Origin of the sequence: Mesobacillus subterraneus (assembly GCF_020524355.2) — a bacterium.
In the GTDB taxonomy this organism is placed as follows: Bacteria; Bacillota; Bacilli; order Bacillales; family Cytobacillaceae; genus Mesobacillus; species Mesobacillus subterraneus_C.
Map to the genome: position 1 here is coordinate 4,664,937 of NZ_CP129019.1, position 20,491 is coordinate 4,685,427.

Here is a 20,491-nt window from a genome sequence, read left to right on the forward strand (position 1 = left end):
GACGTTCCCTGTTTTTAAAACGGAAGGTGTGGAGAACTTGAAGAAGTGGATCATGTTGCCTGCGACAATAATAATTGTAATTTTGTTTGGAGCGGGATGCATGAGTTCCGAGAGCAAGGTTATCAAGCATTTGGAAAATAAATATGGTGAGAAGTTTATAGTAGAAGATGTTGATAAGGCCAGTGCATTATTCCCTTCCCTCTCTGGGAAAGACAAAATATTTGCCTATCCCGAAGGAAAGCCTGAGCAAATATTTGTAGCGGGAGAAAGCCGGAACAGAGAAGGGGTAATATACGATACTTATGTACTGGCCCCAAATGGGGAGAAGAGCTGGAAAAGACTATGGAGCAGGAAGTGAAAAAGCAAATTCCTGATGTTAGCGACTTTAAGTTCTATCTGCGTATAGCAGATAGTAAATACGATGAGAGTATGATGGATACTTCCATATATGATTACCTAAGAAATATAAATAAGGAAGTTGACGTTGTATTGGTTGCTGCTATAAAAACCTCTGGCCAACCAGACATTAATACCTACAATGAAGGACTATATAATCTATACCAAAAATTAAAAAGCCTAAACACAGATTTTTATACACTCTCAGTTGGGTTTGTAGAAGACTCCATGAATAGTGATGAGTATATAAGGACATCCAACGTGAACAACACTTCTTGGACGAATTTAAAATATGTATACGGTGCTGTTGTTATAATGGATGGCTTTCAAATAAGTAATCCTGAAGATATTAATGAATATTACATTGTTTATGAAGAGTAATAACTAGGTGCGACATGGGGACGGTTCTTGTGTCTCGGAAAGTGTGACGTATGGACGATGCACGTCTCATAGAATATGAAAATATGACCTTGGGGGCGGTTTTCATTTACCGGATCGCTCCTGTTTTTAAAAACGGAAGGTGTGGGGAACTTGAAGAAGCGGATCAAGCTGCCTGCGTTGATTTTGTTCATAGTAATGGGAGGTGCGGGGTGCATGAGTTCGGAGAGTAAGGTCCTTGCTAAACTGGAAGAAAAGTATACTCAGAAATTCACTGTTGAGGGAGTGAAGGAAGGCAGTAAGATTTTCACCCAAATGTACGGTAAGGATAAGCTGACTGTGCATCCGGAAGGGAATCCGGATATGGTTTTCCTTGCCCAGGAGGATACGGACGATAAAGACGTTGTTAATGACAATTATGTTTTAGCCAAGTGGGCTGAAGAATTGAAAGCGAAACTTGCGGATCAAATTGAGAAGGAACTGCCTCCTGGAACACCATATAAGGTCCTGATAAGGATGGCGCCTGATAAGTATGATGCATCAATGATAAACATGAGTTTTGATGAGTATGTAAATGAAGGCAATAAAGACTTTCAGGTTGCACTCGTAGCTGGTATCAGCACGGAGGGTGAGCCTGAGATAGAAAAGTATGATGAACAAATCTATGAGTTGTTTCAGCTGGTTAAAAGTGTAGGCAGTGAGATGTATACTGTTTCAATCGGTTTTGTTGATAAGTCGTCTAATGTTGAGGATTATGTCAGGACTTCATTTATCAATAATATTTCATGGTCGAATTTAAAGGCTAAGGTGTATGGCTATGTGAATATTGATGACGAATTTGATGGTGAGAACCCAGGTGAGGATGCAAACGAATCATTAATTTTAAGAAGTCCATCAGATGTAGCAAAGCATTATGAGCCTGATCAGGAGTGATGAGATGTCACTTGAGAACTTAACTGATCAAGATGCGACAAAAAGACGGTTCTTGTGTCTCGGAAAGTGCTACGTTGAGACGGTGTACGTCTCAGAGAATTTGAACATATGACCTTAGGGGCGGTTTTCATAAACCGGGCCGCCCCTGTTTTTTATAACGGAAGGTGTGGGGAACTTGAAGAAATGGATCATGCTGACTGCAGTGATTTTATTCGTAGTAATGGGAGGTGCGGGTTGTATGAGTTCGGAGAGTAAGGTTCTTGCTAAATTGGAAGAAAAGTATAATCAGAAATTCACAGTTGAAGGCGTAAAAGAAGGCAGCAAAATTTTCGCTCAAATGTATGGGAAGGATAAGCTGACTGTGCATCCGGAAGGGAATCCTGAGGTAGTTTTCCTGGCTCAAGAGGATAAAGATGACAAAGAAGTTGTGAATGATAACTATGTCCTCGCTAAGTGGGCTGAGGAATTGAAAGCAAAGCTTGCGGATCAAATTGAAAAAGAACTCCCTCCTGGAACACCGTATAAGATCTTACTGCGAATCGCGCCTGATAAATATGATAAATCAATGGTTAATATGTCATTTGATGAGTATTTGGAAAGTGGCAATCAAGATTTTTCTGTGGTTTTAAAGGCAGGTATTAAGACGGAAGGCAAACCAGAGGTTAGTCAATTTAACAAAAATATTTTTAACCTCTATAACTTGATGAAATCTCTAGGAACAGAGAGATATACAGTTTCAGTAGGATTCGTTGACAATTCAGAGGATATCTCAGATTACATAAGGACATCACTAGTAAATAATATTGCATGGTCAAATTTAAAAGCTAAAGTTTACGGTGAAGTTAATGTAGATTACCGTTTTGATCCAGAAAACAATTCGGGAATGGTTGATGACACGCTTGTACTAATCGGACCCGAAAGAATAGCTGTTAATTACCAGCCATTCGGGGAGTGATTAGATGTCCTTGGATAAATTGACAGACGAAGAAAAAAGTATCCTTTTGCAGTTATCATATTTGGATTTGCCGCCTGAACTTACTGTTAGTGATAAATCCACTCTTACAATTAATGCGGTGCTAATACAAATATCTGATAACAATATAGAAGTAGATTCGGATCGATTTAATAATATACAAAACTTCCTAAAAGATAATCCGAACACCAGCCTTAAAGATATCAAACTCACTGGCTACCAAAACCACAACCCGAATGAAGCTAATAATACAAATGGAGGATCTGAATCCGGTTTTGTTGGTTACGCAATCAAGGATGGGGATGGCAATGGTGCAGTATTATTCCGAGGCAGTGAGAATCCTCTTAATTGGGGCAACCTTAAAACAGATTGGGGAGGAAATCTTGCCGCTGGTATTAGTATTGAAACCAAGCAGCATAACGAAGCGCTTGCTTTTTATGAAGCGAATATGAAGAACTTGGATGGAGACATCACGATTTATGGGCACTCTAAAGGCGGAAATCTTGGGTCCTGGGTTTTTGTTAATCATTCTCAAGATTCAAACGTCAACGCCTATATCTTAAATGGAGCTCCCCTTTGGTGGTTTGATTTGGATGACCGTCAGAAAGATGCGATGAAGAGTGAACGTTTTACATTTATTACTTTTAACGGAGATATCGTATCACATCTGGGATATGCCCCGTATGTAGATAAGATTGTGTCGATCAATAAACAGCATGGAGATTATTGGGATCCGTTTTATCCGCATTATGAGACCAGCGGAGTATACAACAAGGATGGCAGTTTTGCATCAGCTCGAAGTGCGGGTACATGGGGAGTAGCCGATATGGCTTTGGATGTGTTCCATTCACTAGGCAGTATGCGGGATTACTTACCAAGGCAGATTGCCAAGGCATGGATAGTAATCGGCGCAGCGACCTTGGACATTATTTATAACACCTGGCAGGGAATAGTCGCAAAGGCCAATTATGTAAAAGAGCAGGCATTGATGTATATTTCCAAAGTACATCAAGCCGGACGGGAATTGATGAGCAAAGTTGAAAATTTATTCGATACTGTTGCCAAACATGCAAAAAGTTTTATAACAAAAGCGATTGATTATGTTACTGGCAACAACTTCCCAATCGAACCTTATATAAAAGTTGACATCCCAAGGCTGTTCTATTACGCCAACCGGCTTCGCTCGGTACAGAGGCGTGTCGCTCAGCTTAACGAGATGATCGACGATTTGTACTGGGAAGCGGGTGTCATGGGACTGGATAATGTCCTCGCAGCGGATATCGCCTCATCCTTCGATATCCGGATTCCGGAAAGCATCAATTACCTGAACCGGACCGCGGAACTTTTACAGCAGAATGAAAGGTATCTCGCCGGAAAAGCCGGTTCAATCAGGGGGTAAACAATGGACCCGAAAGTGAGAAGCAAGATTAATAGGATTGCGGCGGAAGCAAATGCGATCGCCCGTGAGCTGGAGGATATCTCGAATGGCTCCTCGGCCATGAGTTCAAGGGCATCGGTTCTGTAAAAGCGGCCTCAGGTTTGCGCCGGTCCGCGGAAAAGTACCGCTATGTAAGCTATAAGTTAAGAAGAATATGACTCTATGGGACATGTGGTATGGGACATGGGGACGGTTCTCTTGTCCCGGGTCAGACTGGGAACTTTATTCGGCCTCACGATGTTTGAAGATAGAAGAATATGATTCTATTAACTTCACTTGAAAGGAGGTGAAAAAGATGGCAAGAGCAATCACTGTTGAACCAGCAAAACTTGAAACGACTGCTAACAAGATTGACCAGCAGGCCGCTGATTACGAACGAAACTATAAAGCTCTTTTCAGTGAGGTTGAAGCGATGGCTGCTGCTTGGCAGGGTGCCGATAACCAGGCATATACTGCACAAATCAAGGGCTTCATGGACGACTTCAATAAAATGACTCAGTTGATGAGACAGTACTCTGAGTTCCTGAAAATGAGCGCGAAAACATACCGCGACACTCAATCAGAGGTTATTAACCAGGCTAAGAGATTGAGCAACTAATCCTTAACATAACGCAGGAGGTGAAATACATTGGCAGGAGATGGAATCAAAATCTCGCTTGGCGAGGTTAGCAAAACGGCGGGCCAAATCCGCAACCTTAACCAGCAACTATCCACTAGATTGGAAGAAATCAAGAAGGACATGAATGCACTATCGTCATCATGGAACTCTGATGCATCCAACACAATCCGCGGCAACTTCAACTCACTGGCACCACGATTTGAAGAATATCGCCAGGTCGTCGACAGTTACGCCAAATTCTTGGATAACACGGTCACTAACTACAACACTGCAGAAACAGCAATCAACAACAACGCCAGCTCTTTTAAATAATCACTTTTTACAGAGGGTAGGGGGCAAGCGGCTGGTGCAGTTTGCCCTTCTGTAAAATAACCCCCCTGTAACGCGGCGGTGAGCATTAAACGGGGATTATCCGTGACTCAACGGGGATTATCCATCATCCAACGGGGATTATCCGTGACTCAACGGGGATTATCCATCATCCAACGGGGATTAAAAGCGGTTTAAGGGGATTATCCGCAGGTGAACGAAGATGAAAAGCGTATTAACGGGGAAGTAACCGTGACCCAGCTGGTGGAATGGGTCCCTTTATAGGAAAAACGAGTCCAACCGGAGATAAAATGACCACAACTGGAGATAAATTTTCTCCAACTGGAGATAAAATAATTTTAACCGGAGATAAAAGTTCTTCAACCGGAGATAAAATTATTTCACGGGATATAAAGTCATTTTTTTAAAAAAAAGGGGTCCGTTGGTCCAAATTCATACATAAATTCAAAATTGGAGTCGAAGCGCAATGATCAAACATGCGGAATTTAAACTGGAAAGCTACGGAATTTCGAAATTCCTTTATTATCATGCGAACAGCAAGGCGGATATCGATGGCGGCCAGGTGGAGCTGCTGAGAGCGAGCCGGGTTCCGGGAATCCTGCCGTGCCATGCGATTTTAGAGGGAGATAACTGCTTTCTTCGCTATGACATGCTTTCCGATAACACGCTTGAAATGCTGAATTCTACGCCGGCGACGAAGGAGCGTCTGTACAACAGCTTCCTCAACATTGCCGAAACATTGGTGGATGCTCAAGCAAGCGGTCTGGATATCGCAAATTTCGTGTTCAGCCAGCGTGACATCTTTATTGATAATTTTTCAAACAGATTAGTTTTTATCTACCTTCCTGTAAAAAATAATATTTTTGAAAAGGTATCACTTAAAGAGTTCCTGCAGGACATGCTGCTGTCGGCTCCTTACGACGAAAAGGATGATGCCGCATTTTTTATCAAACTCCATAACTATCTGGTCGAGACAAAGAAAATCAAGCCTGAAGAGCTGCTGGAAAAAGTGAATGAGCTCGGCGGGGATGAAACACTCGTCCGCCAGCCTTACAAGATGCCGGATAAACCGAAGCAGGAAGCGACCCTACAAACAGTAACAGACCAAGAACCAATACTTGAACCCTCAGAGCTTGGGATACCGTCCATCAACCCGAATTTCTACAGTCCTGGCAGTGAAGTCCATACCATGAAAACGAGCGTTGACAATGGCGTGCTGACTTCTGAGTACACAAGCCAGAAGAAGGATGTAAAAACAGGCCGCAAGCTTGAAATTGAGGAAGAAGTCAACTACAAGCGGATCACGAGGGCGGAGCTTGGTGAAAACAATGCCTTGTTAAAAGAAGCTTCGGCACTCGGTGGCGGAACATCAATCAACATCCAGCCTGGCCATTGCCAGCAGCAGTGAATCGGAGGACGGAGGCACGACAGTACTTGGCGTCACGGCAGATGAGGATGAGGGAACGACAACCCTTGGACATTCAACCCGCAGGCCATTTTTACTGGCAGTCTCAAAGAATGAAAAAATCACGATTGCCAAGGACTTTTTCAAAATTGGCCGCGATCCGATGAGGGCGGACTTTGCCACTGAAAACAAAGTAATCGGCCGGGTGCATGCCCATGTGATCGTAACGAACGGCGAATACTTCCTGGAAGACAATCACTCGACCAACGGTAGTTTCGTGAATGGTGTGAAGGTCTCGCCAAAGGAAAAAGTCAAAATCAAGCACGAAGATAAAATCAAGCTCGCGAACGAGGAATTCATCTTCAAGGTTTATTGATGGATAGGAGGAACCAAAATGGCATTTCAAGTGGCCTATCATACCGACATAGGAATCAAGAAGAAAACGAACCAGGATGGGCTGTTGCTGAAAACGGCGAAGACACCTGATGGGGAAATCGGTCTATTCATCATCTGCGACGGAATGGGCGGGCTTTCACATGGTGAACTGGCAAGCGCTACGGTGATCAGAGGAATGTCCGAGTGGTTTGACAATGATCTGCCGGAGCTTCTGGGTTCCGGCATCGCGGAAGACGATTTTCCCGGCAAGCTTGAGGAGCGTGTCCGCGAGCTGAACACAAAAATCCTTGAATATGGCGAGGCAGCAAACATCAAGCTTGGAACGACAATCACAGCTTTGCTTCTCCTCCATAAGCAATATTATATTTTGCAGATTGGGGACAGCAGGGCTTACAGCATAAACAATCATCTGATAAAACTGACCGAAGACCAGACACTCGTCGAACGCGAGTTGCAGCGCGGCAATATTACCGCCGAACAGGCGAGAATCGACCCGCGCCGGAATGTGTTGCTCCAGTGCGTTGGCGCAACAAAGGACATCAACGTCGTCATCACTTCAGGCGAAGTCGACAGCGAAAACATGTTTATGCTCTGCACGGACGGATTTTACCATGAAATCACTGATGAAGAAATGGTCACAAACCTGAACCCGCAACATTTTACCGATGAAAAACAGATGAAAGAAACGCTCGTACAACTCGTCGAGCTCGCAAAAGAACGCCAAGAAACAGACAATATCTCGATTCTGCTGGCAAAACGGGACATGGGGAAAGTTCTTGCGTTCCGATAATTGGGGTTTGCTGGAACCATCCCCGCGTTTCTAGGAGGAATTACCTTGATACAAATTGGCACGATCATTGATGACAGATATGAAATATTGAAGGAAATCGGGCGTGGCGGCATGAGTGTCGTCTACCTGGCGATGGACAACCGGCTGAATAAATCGCTTGTCGTCAAGGATATCCGCAAGCGCAGCAACAGCAACAACGAGCTCTTGATCAACAGTCTGGTCGTTGAGGCGAACATGCTGAAAAAACTCGACCATGGCTCTTTGCCAAAAATATACGACATCATCGAGTCCGAAGGTGACATCTATGTGGTGATGGACTATATCGAAGGCGAGTCACTGAAGGAAAGGCTCAAGCGCGATGGAAAAATCCCGGCGAAAGAGGTCATTGAGTGGGCAAAGCAGCTGAGCGGTGTACTTGGCTATCTTCACACGCGCAAGCCATACCCGATTATCTACCGCGACATGAAGCCGGACAATGTCATGCTCACGCCAGAGGGTAAAATCAAGCTGATCGACTTCGGGATCGCGCGTGAATTCAAAACTGAGAATCTATCGGATACGACAAACCTTGGTACAAAAGGGTATGCGGCACCCGAACAAATTTCCGGCAGACAGACAGACGCGAAAACGGATATTTATAGTCTGGGAATCACACTCTACCACCTTGTCACCGGGAAAAATCTCAGCGAACCGCCGTTCGAGATAAGGCCAATCCGCGAGTGGGACCCGTCGCTGCCGGAGGGCCTCGAACATATCATCAAAAAATGCACCCAGGCCGAGCCGGCGAACCGTTACCAGAACTGTGAGGAGCTGAGCTATGACCTCGAGCACATCAACAGGCTGACAAAAGGCTACAAGAACATGCTCATTAAGAAGCTGGCTATGTTCGTCGTTCCAGCCGTACTGTTCCTGGCGTTCTCAACAACCTCGGCCCTCGGCTATAAAGGGATGAAGAATGAGCAATTCCAGGATTATATGAATCTTGTAAATCAGGCGAGCATTGCCTTGATGGACGGTGAACAGACCGAAGCGATCAAGCTTCTCGAGAGTGCGACCCGCGTAGATAAAGAACGACCGGAGGCCTACATCAATCTGCTTGATTTATATATTAATAGAAACCAGACAGACGAAGGACTCGCCAAGATGGAATCATACATACAGGATAAATACGGGGGAGTCCACGAGAATAATGAAGTTCTTTTCAAGGTGGGGATGACCTATTTTGATGTGAAAAGGGACTATAACAACGCGCTGAAATACTTCCAGCAGATCGATGAAAAAGAACTGCCGGATGCGAAATATTACAAGTCGCTGGCAACGACAATGAGCAGCCTGAACGTCGATTATACGAAATTCGCCGGCGATCTCCAGGAATTCCACCAGTATAATGACGGACTGGCGAATGACAGCAAGAAAATCGATAACTATAACTCTCTTGCAAATATCTATATTTCATATAAGAGCCAGATTCCTGAATCAAACACACAGGCAATCGAGATTGTCCAGAAGGCGAAGGAAGTACTGGCAAAGCTTGAGAACGAACAGCTCCAGTTCAAATACGAAATGGAATTCGAACAGAAGCTGGACCAGGCATACTACAGCCGCGGCGTGAATTCCGAGGACAAAGCGAGTGCCCGCGACGATTACGAACAGGCAATCGAGCATTACAACAACCTGCTTGACTTGAATGTTGCAGATCAGGAAGATGTCTACATCAAAATTGGTGTCATCTATCAGGAAATGGGCGAATTTGCTCGCGCAGTTGAGTACTTCCAGAACACGACGCTGAAAAAGTTTCCTGACAGCATCAATGCCAATGTGAAGCTAGGTAATCTCCTCCTGGACATTGAACAAAACAAAGAAGAAGGCAAACGGAATTACGCCGAAGCAAAAAAAGTCTTTGAAAAAGCAAGCACCCTCCCTGGTGCCAAAGACGACGAAGGATACAAAAAACTCAGCAGACGCATGGAAAATTTGAATATTCTCTAGGGGAGCAATAGAAGCGGAGGGATGTGCCTTTTGGTACCGAAAAAGAAGCATAAGGTACGTCCCCATGCTCCCAAGGAAGGCAGTTGAAGAAAAATGGCATACCAGATCATGTTCTACGGCGGTTTGGCAGGTGCGATAATCGCGCTGGTGATTGCGGTTCTGACCTACGTGAAACTCAATATTGCCCAGGTCATTACGGATCTGACAGGCTGGAATTTTCCAGGCGCGGGGAGAAAAGCCCGGAAGACCACAGTCAGCCGCAAGACCAACACCAGCACAAAGCCGACAACAAAGGAAATTCATGTCCGCAAGAATGTCGAGAAGGAAGTGGCGGCTGGTGAGTATGTGGAGCCGACAGAAAAGATGGCAAGCGGGCAGATGGAGCCGACAGCACTTTTGAGGAATGAGAGCTTCAAACAGACAGCTTTGCTTAAACAGGATAACCTAGATCCAACAGCGCTGTTCGCGCCTGATGGGCACGAGCCAACAGCTTTATTGGCTGAAACTCCTGTGCGCGAACCAGTGGCAGCAGCAGTCTCATCCAACAGGAGCGTTTTCCATGAGTCACCAGCCGAGACGACCATCCTGTCTGATTGGAATGAAACGACTGTACTGACCTCAGACCATGACGAAACGACTTTACTTGGTGAAACAACCTTATTGGATAATCTCGGTAAAAGAGAAGAACCAAGCTTTAAAAAGCAGGTTGATATTATCGTGGTTCATTCAGAAACAATTATTTAAGTTTGTGTTTTACGCAAAAAAACGAGCTTAAGTTACTATACGCACGATGGTAATGGTAATCGATGAACGTTCCACACCGAGACGATCAATTAAATTCGTAAACCTCCCGCCAGTATTGCACAAATAACCGACCACTAAAAAACGACCAAATAAAAAGGAGAATAAGAGATGCTCGAACCGAGGAAAAAGAAGAAGCACCCAAGCAATAAATGGGCTGCTATCATCCCGATTTTGTTAGTCCTGATTGTGTCTGTGGTGCTTTTTAATGGCAAGGCGCTTTCTACATTAACGAATGTTGACAAAAAAATTGGATTCGAGAGCCAGGAATGGAATATGGCTGAATCGTTTAACAAGGATTGGCAAACCAACCACAATCCTGTTACATTCACTGTTGATTTGCGGAATGATTTCAGTAAAGCGAATCTTCAGGGACAAAATGTTCAGGCACCGTTTAATATCACGGCTGATCAAAACGGGAACCCAATTTTAGTTACAGACATCTCCCCTGTAGGCGGTGCGGAATTCGCGGGGATATACAGGGTGAATATTCCATCTGCAAATGATGGGAAAATTAATATCGACGTAAATTTTTTAAATGATGAAATATGGAGCCTTGAGGCTGAAACTAAAACATTCAGCATCACACGTGACACAACTGCCCCTACTGTAAAATTATCAGGTGCTGAGAATGATATTCTTACAAACCAAGATGTCAAAATCAATGTTGAAGTGATAGAGGAACATTTTGTTGCCGAAAACGTAGATGTTACTGTTTCGAAAAACGGGAACCCATACAATGTGGGTGACTGGGGATCGGCAAAGAGCAAATCTTATTCTTTCAGTGAAGAAGGCGAATATATCTTCACAGTAAAAGCAACAGATAAGGTCGGAAACGAGAGCAGCCAGGAACAGTTGAATTTTGCGATCCGAAAAAAGGCTCCTGAGTTGACTGTTTACGCAGGCGAGAAGCCGCTGTCTAAAGGAGAAGTTTCAAAAACGGACAGTGTAAACCTTAAGATTTCTAGCAAAATCAAGATTGATACCGCGACGGTAACAGTACTGAAAGATGGAGAGCAAATAGAGACAAAGACATTCCCCGCAGGAGATTGGGAAACCATCCTCAACTATCCAACACCTGGTGAAGGAGAATATGAATTCCAGGTGAAGGTTAGCGAAAAGCATGCAAGGGGCGAGGAACATTCATTGCCATCATTCGCTTTCACTGCCGACAAAACGGCACCAAAGCTTGCAATCCTGGATGTGGAAAATGGCGGATTATATGAAACTGATAAGAATGTAAAGGTGACAGTAGATGAAGTCCATATGGGCAATGCTCACTTTGAAATCAAGAAAAAAGACATCAATGGTGAGGAAACATCAAAAAGTGTTGATGTGAAAGACGGTAAAGCCAGCTATACTTCCAACGGTGAGGGTGAATATACCGTCACATTGAAGGCAACGGATGCCGCTGGCAATCAAGCTGCAGAAGAAAGCGTTACGTTCAAAGTCGACAAAGATGGACCAATCCTCTCCATCTCAGAAGATGTAGACGGAAAGTATTTTAAGATAGACAAGGAGCTGACATTCTCGGTAAAGGATATCAGTCTAGTAAAAGCAAACCTGAATGTGAAGAAGGATGGCGATCCATATACCATCGGCAACTTCATCGAAAAATTGTTCACATCCTCGGTTACGCACAATTTTACGGAGGAAGGAACTTATGAAGTTGACTTAAACTCAAAAGATGGCAAAGAGCGAGAGAAATCGCATCCTCCGGTGACATTCTCAATTGATAAGAATGATCCAGTCATCACAGCATCAGCTGTTGAAAAAGTAAAAGACGAAAAGAAATACTATGAAGTGACTGTTGATGTAACAGATAAGTATATCGAGTGGGAAAATACGAGTATAAAAGTTTATAGGAATGGCGAATTGCTTTCCGAAATCAAAGAAAAAGAAGTGGCTAAAACGCATTTAGTTGAAGAAGATGGCGAGTATGCTTTCGAAATCACAGCGACAGACAAAGCGGGCCGCGTCACGTCCAAAAATGATGTGACATTCACAATTGACAATACGGATCCACAACTGTCCATCAATGGAGTAGAGCATGGAGGGTATTACCAAAAACTTGAGAATCTCGAACTGGCGATTGAGGACTTAACTTTCGTACTTGGAGAAACGAAGCTTGAAGTACTGAAGGATGGGGAATCATACGATTTCGGAAAAGGGGATTGGGACATCCTTACTAAAGGCGGTCTCAAAAGAGCAGTCAAGAAGCTGAGCTTCGATAAGGATGGCGATTACGAAATTAAGCTCACAACAAAGGACTTTTTTGGAAACGAAAATACTCTCGAACCAATCAAGTTCACCATCGACACAATCCCACCGGATTTAAAAATTGAAAATGTCTCAGAGGGGGATGAATTAGGAAAGGACCTTAATGTAAAGGTATCTGTTACTGATAAAAATATGGATCTGGATAAAACATTTCTAAATGTTACAAGGAATGGCGAGGAGTATCTGGCCGAAAAAGGACAGAAGGTTTCTGGCGTTCATCCATTCACAGAAGATGGGATTTATGTCATCAATCTCGAATCAACAGATAAAGCAGGGAACAAAAACAGCCAACAACAACTGACATTCACTGTCGACAAGTCGAAGCCAACACTTGATATTACAGGCTTTGAAGCCGGCGAGCATTATCAAAAGCTTGAAGGTGTCGAATTATCAGTAGAAGATTTAACTATCGATTTAAAAGCAACGAAAATCGAGGTATTAAGAGACGGTAAACCGTACGAAATAGAGAATGGTGAGTGGAATGATGCTTCAAAAGGCGTTCTCAAAAGAGCCTCCCGCAAGCTTAACTTTGAAGAAGATGGGGATTATGAAATCAAATTGACCTCAATGGACAGGGTTAAACACCAACATTCGTTCGGTCCTGTCAAATTCACAATTGACCATACCAATCCGGTCATCGAGCTAAGTGGAATTGATGAGGGAGATTTCGTACAGAAGGGCAAGTCGGTCAAGGTGAAAGTGACTGAACACAACTTTAACGATAACAAAGTGACCATTGAAGCAACAAAGAACGGCATGCCATATGATTTAAGCCAATGGGAAAACAGCGGCGAAGTCTCTGAATTGAGCCACACTTTTAACGAAGACGGCGACTATGAAATCACGGTAAATGCAACAGACCGAGCGAAAAATAAAGCGGAAATAAAAACGCTGTCCTTCACCGTCGATAATATCAAGCCGAAAATTAGTATTACAGGCGCAAAGAATAACGCTTATTACAATAGTGACCAAGAGATCAAAATAGCGGTAGATGAGCATAACTTCGCAAATAATAAAGTGAATCTCAAGGTTACCAGGAAAATAGAGGTCGATGGCAAGTCTGTTGACTTCCCAATCGGCGAATGGAAAAACGTAAAGCAGCTTTCTGACTTAAGCTACAAGTTCGACCGCGATGGCGAGTATCAAATGACTGTCGAAGCGAAGGATGCGGCCGGGAATGCTGCTGATACGCAAACGCTCGTTTTCACCCTTGATTACATCGATCCGGAACTGAGCATTACAGGCGTTAGTGATGAGGAACATTACCGTACAGATAAACCAGTCAGCATGAAGATATCAGACCGCAACATCGACCTGTCGCAGACGAACCTAAAAGTCGTGCGCAATGGCCAGCCCTTCAAGATTGGCAATCCGGATCTGAAAGGAAAAACGGCTGCTGAGAAGAATTTCAATTTTTCGCAGGAAGGCAGCTATGTGATCGACCTGAATACAACCGACAAAGCTGGCAACAGCAAGAAACATGACCGGGTTACTTTCATCATCGACAAAACCAACCCGGGCGTGAAAATCGATGGAGTAGAGAACAACTCATTTAATCCAGAAAACAAAAACGTGACCATCTCAATCGATGAATTAAACTATGAAACGAACGATGTAAGCATCTCCGCAACAAAAGATGGAGCTGCCTTCCCAATCGGCAGCTGGAAGAATACAAGCAAGCTGTCGAAGTTAGGATACAATTTTAACAGGGATGGTCTTTACACGATCCAGGCCACGGCAGAGGACAAAGCCGGTAACGGACCAATCTATGAAAAAAAAGACCTTTACGATCGATAAAACCAAGCCTGAAATCGAAATCACTGGTGTCGAAAATAATGCCTATTACAATGTTGATAAACCAGTTAGCACGACAATCAAGGACGTTAACCTGGACATCAATAAAATCACGGTCACCAGGAACGGTGCACGATATAATGCTGGCGGCTTCGCAGTGAACGGAAATCTCGCTTCTTTCCGCCACAACTTCAGCGGTGAAGGTGAATACAGCATCCTGGTTCAAGCAACCGACAAAGCGGGCAACAGCTTCAGTCAGATGATGAAGTTCACGATCGACAAGACGAAGCCAGTCATCACGCCGAAATTCAAAGGCCAGAACCGCGTCATTAAAGACGGAGAGTATATCAATGAAGTATTCACTCCGGAATTTGCCCTGGATGAAGGGGAGGATATGATCGTTTCCGCTACGCTCAATAATGGTGCAAACCTTGGTAAAAACAGTCCAGTTGCAGCAAGGGAAATGAAATACATTTACAAAGTTCTCGCACGCGACAAAGCAGGCAATGAATCAACACTGGAAATCAGCTTTACGCTTGATACTACAAAGCCGATGCTGAATATTTCCGGCGTACTGGATGGCTTTTTCAATAAAGACATCACACCGAAAGTGACGTATTCAGATATTCATTTGGACGGGAACAAGACATCCGTAACCTTGAACGGCAAGCCATTCGAAAATGGCACAAAGCTTGAATACGAACAGGATTATATTTTAAAAGCGGTTGTAACCGACCTGGCGAAAAACGTTTCATCACGGACAATTGTCTTCACAATCGATAAAACAAAGCCGGTCATCAAGTTCAAAGAGCCAATTTCCAATAAGTATTTCAACACCGATCTGCTGCCACAGCTGCTGATTGATGACATGAGTTCATATGACATCATTGCGATGATGCTTGATGGAAAACCATATGAAGCCGGCGATCCAATCAAAGAAGAAGGAAAGCACGTCATGTTCTTTGAAGTCAAGGATAAGGCAGGCAACATCCAGCAGTTGAGCGTCGAGTTCATCATCGACAAAACGGCACCAAAGGTCGTGTATGAAGGTGTGAAAAATAAGGAGAAGTACTACGATCCAGTTGACATCTCCATCCGCCTGGATAACCCGAATGACAAAATAAAATCAGTCATGATCAACGGGGAATTGTTCGATGGCGACGTAGTCGAAGAAAGCGGCTACCAAGTAATCAAAACGAAGCTGGCTGAAATCAAGCCATACGAAATCAAAGTAACTGCATTTGATGAAGCAGGTAACGAAAAAACAACCATCATTTCATTTGAAATCGTTGAAAAAGGAGCTTTAGTGAAGTTTTATGAAAATAAACCAATGCTCGGCGGAACGATTGCTGGTTTAGTAGGACTGCTTGGAGCAGCCGCTACGGTGCTGATTCGCAGGCGCAAGGTGAAGGTGGAAGAAGAATAAAGCACGTAGAGAATCCAAAGAGATGGTTGAATTGCTCTTTGGATTTTTCTTTATTTAAAATGTAAGGATGTGATTGAGGTGAAACCTGAATTTTTAGCTGATCGTAATGAAATCATCGCAGAGTTGAACAAGATTTCAAGGGAGTTGGAATTGGCAGCAGATGATCTAAGGAGATACAAAGGAATCGGTGCCGAACAATGTTCATCCTCACTGAACCAACTGTCTGGAAAATATCAAAGAATAAAACATAAATTATACCAAGTTTAAGAGTCTAGGAGCGGGAAAATGAGAAAAATGCAGAAGGTGGTGCTAATATTCATGGGCATATTTTCAATGATATTAGCCTCAGCATGCGGCGACCAGGACAAAGCTGCAGTAGAAGAGATAAACAAAATAACTACAACTGTTGCTAATAAACCCCTATTGTTCCTCCGTTCTGTATATACTCCATATTACCATTTTATAAAATTCCTCTGGTTTTTTGCTAATTTGACAAATTTCCGCAAATCATGTCAATTTTATCGTTAGCTAGTTACTAATTTCCTATTAATGTGATAAAATAAACAATTAGGGTAGAATATGGTTCGCAGATTGCGGCAGCGTCTGTGTAATCTCGGACATCGTGATCTATTTTACATAGATGAGGCTTTTCATCAGCTGAGATAACGAGGCTTAATCAGCCGCAGCCAGCCATTTGTCAAGGAGGAAAAAGCAAAATGTTTGCAAGGGATATCGGGATTGACCTTGGTACAGCCAATGTGTTGATCCATGTAAAAGGTCGAGGAATTGTCTTGAATGAACCGTCTGTTGTGGCGATTGATAAGAACACGAACAAGGTTTTGGCTGTTGGGGAAGAGGCGCGTAAAATGGTTGGGCGTACACCTGGCAATATCGTAGCGATTCGCCCGTTGAAGGATGGAGTAATCGCAGATTTCGATGTGACGGAATCAATGCTTAAGCATTTCATCAATAAACTGAATGTAAAAGGGTTCTTGTCGAAGCCGCGCATCCTGATTTGCTGTCCGACGAACATTACGAGCGTTGAGCAAAAGGCAATCAGGGAAGCTGCTGAAAAGAGCGGCGGCAAGAAGATTTATCTTGAAGAAGAGCCAAAAGTAGCGGCAATCGGCGCTGGTATGGATATTTTCCAGCCTAGCGGCAACATGGTTGTTGACATTGGCGGTGGAACGACGGATGTTGCGGTTCTTTCAATGGGGGATATCGTTACATCTCAGTCGATTAAAATGGCTGGCGACAAGTTTGATGCAGAAATTTTAAGTTATATTAAACGTGAATATAAGCTTTTGATCGGTGAGAGAACAGCTGAAAATATCAAGATCCAAATTGGAACTGTCTTCCCAGGCAGCCGCAGTGAGGAAATGGAAATTCGCGGCCGTGACATGGTATCCGGACTTCCACGCACGATTACTGTGCGTTCTGAGGAGATTGAAAAAGCATTGAGAGAATCAGTTGCTGTCATCGTTCAGGCTGCAAAAACAGTGCTGGAGAAGACTCCTCCTGAACTATCCGCAGACATCATTGACCGCGGCGTTATCTTGACTGGCGGCGGAGCATTGCTTCATGGTATCGACCAGCTGATGCAGGAAGAATTGAAAGTACCAGTCTTGATTGCCGATAACCCAATGGATTGTGTTGCGATTGGAACAGGTATTATGCTTGATAATATTGACCGCATCGCAGGTCGTCGCGGAATCATCTAAAATAAAATCTGGAATTCCTTCGGTAATATCACCGCAGGATTCCAGATTTTTTTTGCGGTAAAACATAAGATTTTGTCCAGTTTCAGCGCTTGGGATTTGCGTTTTCCCCGTTTTTTCTGGAATAAAACCCAAAATCCTACATTTTCCTGCAAATTTTTAATGTTTCTTGCCGATATATTTCTTATAATAGAAAGTAGTGAAAAAATTTCCTTATTTGCAGGGATTTTTCCGATAAGGGTGTGAATTTATGTTCAAAGGCTTTTACACAGTAGCTTCTGGTATGCTTGCACAGCAGCGCAGGACAGAAATGCTGACGAATAATATGTCTAATGCCAATACGCCGGGATATAAGGCAGACCAAGCGGGAATGAGGGCGTTCCCGGAAATGCTGCTGCAGCGCTTTGACAAGCAGCAAATCCCGTCGGAGAACGGTCTGAATTTGCCGTTCAACAAGGAGATTGGCACAATCAATACAGGTGTGTACATGCAGGAAGCAATCCCGAAGTTCATCCAGGGCGATTTGCGCGAAACTGGAAGGAAGACGGATTTGGCATTGCTCGATATAAATATGCCCGAAAATGGCTCAGTATTTTTTACAGTGCGCAATACAGATGGCACAGTCCGTTATACAAGGAATGGGAATTTCACAGTTGATGCACAAGGACGTTTGACGACTGGCAGCGGCCATTATGTCCTGGATTCAGCGGGTCAGCAGATCCAGCTTTCAAGTGACCGTTTTACAGTCAATGAGGGCGGTGTCCTGATCGGTGAAAATGGCGAAGAGGCAACTCTTGGCGTTGCCTATGCGGACAATCCGCTGCGGATGATCAAAGAAGGCGACGGACTGTTCCGTACCGAAGATGGCGGAGAATTGCCGACTGCTTTTGGCACAGCAGGTGTTCAGTTCAGGACACAGCAAGGTTTCCTGGAGCAATCCAACGTCGATATCAGCAGGACGATGACCGACATGATGACTGCTTATCGGGCGTTTGAAGCGAATCAAAAAATTCTTCAGGCTTATGATAAAAGCATGGAGAAGGCTGCGAACGAAATTGGACGACTATAATGCTTTCCTGGTTAAAAAATTCGCGTGCCTGGTTCTGGCACACATTGAGGTATAAAATATGAACAGAACAATGATTACCGCAACCAATACATTATCACAGCTGCAAAAACAGATGGACATGATCAGCCACAATCTTGCCAACATCGATACAGCTGGATATAAGCGCCGTGAAGCGTCTTTTACCGACCTTCTTGTTCAGGAATACCGCAACCAGCCGAACAATGCCCTGGAGCCGCAGAACCGGATGACTCCGTTTAACATTCGTCAGGGCAATGGTGCTAGGCTTGGCCAAATTCAGCTGACTCTGTCACAGGGAAGTCTGAAAACGACGGACAGGCAATTAGACACAGCGTTCACCGCTGAAGGCCAATTTTACCGTGTGATGGTCCAGAATGAAGATGGCAGCTCAGCGATGCGTCTGACACGCAATGGTGCGCTTTATCTGTCGCCGCTTTCTGATAATGAAACAATGCTTGTCAATAGCGATGGACATGCTATCCTTGATGAGAATAACCAGCCAATCACGATTGCCGGCAATGTGAAAAATTTCAGGATTACAGAATTTGGTGGATTTTCGGCAGAAATGTATGATGGCACAAGCCAAGAATATAATCTTGGTGTAGTATTGGTAGAGAAGCCGCAATTTCTGGAGCAAAAAGGCGGCAACCTGCTTGGATTGCCAGATAACCTGGCCGAACTTGGCGTTGAAGAAGCAGAGATCCTGACAGAACTTAATGGCGAGCTGCGAAATAGGGTATCAATCCAGCAACGTGTTCTTGAACAATCAAACGTGGATATGAGCAAAGAAATGACGGATTTAATCAATGTACAGCGGAGCTATCAGTTCCACTCGAAATCGATTACACTGGCTGACCAAATGCTCGGACTGGTGAACGGAATCCGTTAAGAGGGGAAGAACAATCAAAATGGCTTTGAACAAGAATAATCAAGAAGCAACAACGCGTGAAGAAGTAAAAAAGGTAAAGAAAACACGCGAAAAAAAGAAAAGAATCCGGATTCGCCTTATTCCGATCTGGCTTCGGATTATTATTGTGCTCGTTCTTTTAGCAGCGAGCATATTGCTTGGCGCAATGTTCGGTTACGCTGTTATGGGCAGTGGCAAAGCGAAGGATGTTTTTGAGAAGTCAACTTGGACTCATATTATAGATTTGGTTAAAGGTGAATAATTTTACGAAAGGAAGGGAGATTTCCCTTCCTTTTTATTGAGGTTTTTTAGTACAATAGTTAGTAAGTATTAGTAGGAGGTACTAAAATATGATGGACATCACCCAAATCAAAGAAATCATTCCGCACCGCTATCCATTTTTGCTTGTTGATAAAATAGTTGAAATTGAAGAAGGTAAAAGGGCAGTCGGCATTAAGAACGTGACGGCTAATGAGGAGTTCTTCAATGGTCATTTTCCCGATTATCCGGTCATGCCAGGTGTGCTGATCGTGGAGGCGTTGGCTCAGGTGGGAGCAGTAGCCGTTTTGAAGCTTGAGGAAAACCGCGGCAAAATCGGCTTTTTCGCTGGAATCGACAACTGCCGTTTTAAAAGACAAGTAAAGCCAGGCGACCAGCTCAGGCTGGAAGTTGAAATGATTAAGCTGCGCGGTCCGATTGGAAAAGGCAAGGCAGTCGCCACAGTAGATGGCGAATTGGCATGTGAAGCGGAAATTACATTTGCGATAAAATAAAATTAGGAGAGGACCCAATTTGTATGTTGGGTTCTTTTTTTACATATTTAGGTAGAAC

At 43.8% G+C, this 20,491-nt stretch carries 21 protein-coding genes; all 21 read left to right on the forward strand.

All coding sequences use genetic code 11. The features are described from left to right. Positions 1–37 precede the first annotated feature (37 nt). The 21 genes from LC048_RS24290 to fabZ all read left to right on the forward strand — a co-directional run bounded on the left by LC048_RS24290 (position 38) and on the right by fabZ (position 20,433). Entirely contained in the window at positions 38–358 is a 321-nt protein-coding gene (locus LC048_RS24290) for a hypothetical protein (RefSeq protein ID WP_306049021.1), read from the forward strand. Next, on the forward strand, positions 343–777 hold the full coding sequence (locus LC048_RS24295; RefSeq protein ID WP_306049023.1) for a hypothetical protein: 435 nt from the start codon (positions 343–345) through the stop codon (positions 775–777). The genes LC048_RS24290 and LC048_RS24295 overlap by 16 nt, the downstream gene beginning before the upstream one ends. A 213-nt stretch (positions 778–990) precedes the next feature. Then, positions 991–1,707 carry a hypothetical protein gene (locus tag LC048_RS24300; protein ID WP_306049025.1) on the forward strand — a complete coding sequence of 239 codons (717 nt, stop codon included), beginning with the start codon at positions 991–993 and terminating at the stop codon, positions 1,705–1,707. A gap of 175 nt (positions 1,708–1,882) precedes the next feature. Then, positions 1,883–2,662, forward strand: a complete 780-nt coding sequence (locus LC048_RS24305; RefSeq protein WP_226602917.1) for a hypothetical protein — start codon at positions 1,883–1,885, stop codon at positions 2,660–2,662. 4 nt (positions 2,663–2,666) lie between these two features. Next, complete coding sequence (locus LC048_RS24310; protein WP_226602915.1) at positions 2,667–4,079, forward strand: Tle-like phospholipase domain-containing protein; 1,413 nt, start codon at positions 2,667–2,669, stop codon at positions 4,077–4,079. Positions 4,080–4,082: 3 nt separating this feature from the next. After that, positions 4,083–4,205, forward strand: a complete 123-nt coding sequence (locus tag LC048_RS24315; RefSeq protein WP_306049027.1) for a hypothetical protein — start codon at positions 4,083–4,085, stop codon at positions 4,203–4,205. Between the two features lie 208 nt (positions 4,206–4,413). Then, entirely contained in the window at positions 4,414–4,716 is a 303-nt protein-coding gene (locus LC048_RS24320) for a WXG100 family type VII secretion target (RefSeq protein ID WP_226602910.1), read from the forward strand. Positions 4,717–4,746: 30 nt separating this feature from the next. Then, on the forward strand, positions 4,747–5,049 hold the full coding sequence (locus tag LC048_RS24325; RefSeq protein ID WP_102264547.1) for a pore-forming ESAT-6 family protein: 303 nt from the start codon (positions 4,747–4,749) through the stop codon (positions 5,047–5,049). 484 nt (positions 5,050–5,533) lie between these two features. Continuing rightward, positions 5,534–6,475 carry a DUF6382 domain-containing protein gene (locus LC048_RS24330; RefSeq protein WP_306049030.1) on the forward strand — a complete coding sequence of 314 codons (942 nt, stop codon included), beginning with the start codon at positions 5,534–5,536 and terminating at the stop codon, positions 6,473–6,475. After that, positions 6,426–6,848 carry an FHA domain-containing protein gene (locus LC048_RS24335; RefSeq protein ID WP_306049032.1) on the forward strand — a complete coding sequence of 141 codons (423 nt, stop codon included), beginning with the start codon at positions 6,426–6,428 and terminating at the stop codon, positions 6,846–6,848. The genes LC048_RS24330 and LC048_RS24335 overlap by 50 nt, the downstream gene beginning before the upstream one ends. A gap of 18 nt (positions 6,849–6,866) precedes the next feature. After that, a complete protein-coding gene (locus LC048_RS24340) occupies positions 6,867–7,658 on the forward strand; it encodes a PP2C family protein-serine/threonine phosphatase (protein ID WP_226602904.1) in 792 nt (263 codons plus the stop codon). 45 nt (positions 7,659–7,703) lie between these two features. After that, positions 7,704–9,647, forward strand: coding sequence for a serine/threonine-protein kinase (locus LC048_RS24345; protein ID WP_306049034.1), 1,944 nt, complete (start codon positions 7,704–7,706; stop codon positions 9,645–9,647). 93 nt (positions 9,648–9,740) lie between these two features. After that, a complete protein-coding gene (locus LC048_RS24350; protein WP_226602900.1) occupies positions 9,741–10,391 on the forward strand; it encodes a hypothetical protein in 651 nt (216 codons plus the stop codon). Between the two features lie 168 nt (positions 10,392–10,559). Next, on the forward strand, positions 10,560–14,525 hold the full coding sequence (locus LC048_RS24355) for an Ig-like domain repeat protein (RefSeq protein ID WP_306049037.1): 3,966 nt from the start codon (positions 10,560–10,562) through the stop codon (positions 14,523–14,525). Beyond that, entirely contained in the window at positions 14,497–15,948 is a 1,452-nt protein-coding gene (locus LC048_RS24360) for an Ig-like domain-containing protein (protein ID WP_306049039.1), read from the forward strand. Before LC048_RS24355 ends, LC048_RS24360 begins: the two co-directional genes overlap by 29 nt. Before the next feature lie 78 nt (positions 15,949–16,026). Beyond that, positions 16,027–16,215: a hypothetical protein gene (locus LC048_RS24365; RefSeq protein WP_226602897.1), complete on the forward strand. Its 189-nt coding sequence runs from the start codon at positions 16,027–16,029 to the stop codon at positions 16,213–16,215. Positions 16,216–16,664: 449 nt separating this feature from the next. Next, a complete protein-coding gene (locus tag LC048_RS24370) occupies positions 16,665–17,669 on the forward strand; it encodes a rod shape-determining protein (protein ID WP_226602895.1) in 1,005 nt (334 codons plus the stop codon). 247 nt (positions 17,670–17,916) lie between these two features. Continuing rightward, complete coding sequence (locus LC048_RS24375; RefSeq protein WP_226602894.1) at positions 17,917–18,735, forward strand: flagellar hook-basal body protein; 819 nt, start codon at positions 17,917–17,919, stop codon at positions 18,733–18,735. 58 nt (positions 18,736–18,793) lie between these two features. Beyond that, positions 18,794–19,642, forward strand: coding sequence for a flagellar hook-basal body protein (locus LC048_RS24380; RefSeq protein ID WP_226602892.1), 849 nt, complete (start codon positions 18,794–18,796; stop codon positions 19,640–19,642). A gap of 19 nt (positions 19,643–19,661) precedes the next feature. Then, a complete protein-coding gene (locus LC048_RS24385; protein ID WP_226602891.1) occupies positions 19,662–19,922 on the forward strand; it encodes a DNA-directed RNA polymerase subunit beta in 261 nt (86 codons plus the stop codon). Positions 19,923–20,010: 88 nt separating this feature from the next. Next, on the forward strand, positions 20,011–20,433 hold the full coding sequence (fabZ, locus tag LC048_RS24390) for a 3-hydroxyacyl-ACP dehydratase FabZ (protein ID WP_023613628.1): 423 nt from the start codon (positions 20,011–20,013) through the stop codon (positions 20,431–20,433). Positions 20,434–20,491 lie beyond the last annotated feature (58 nt).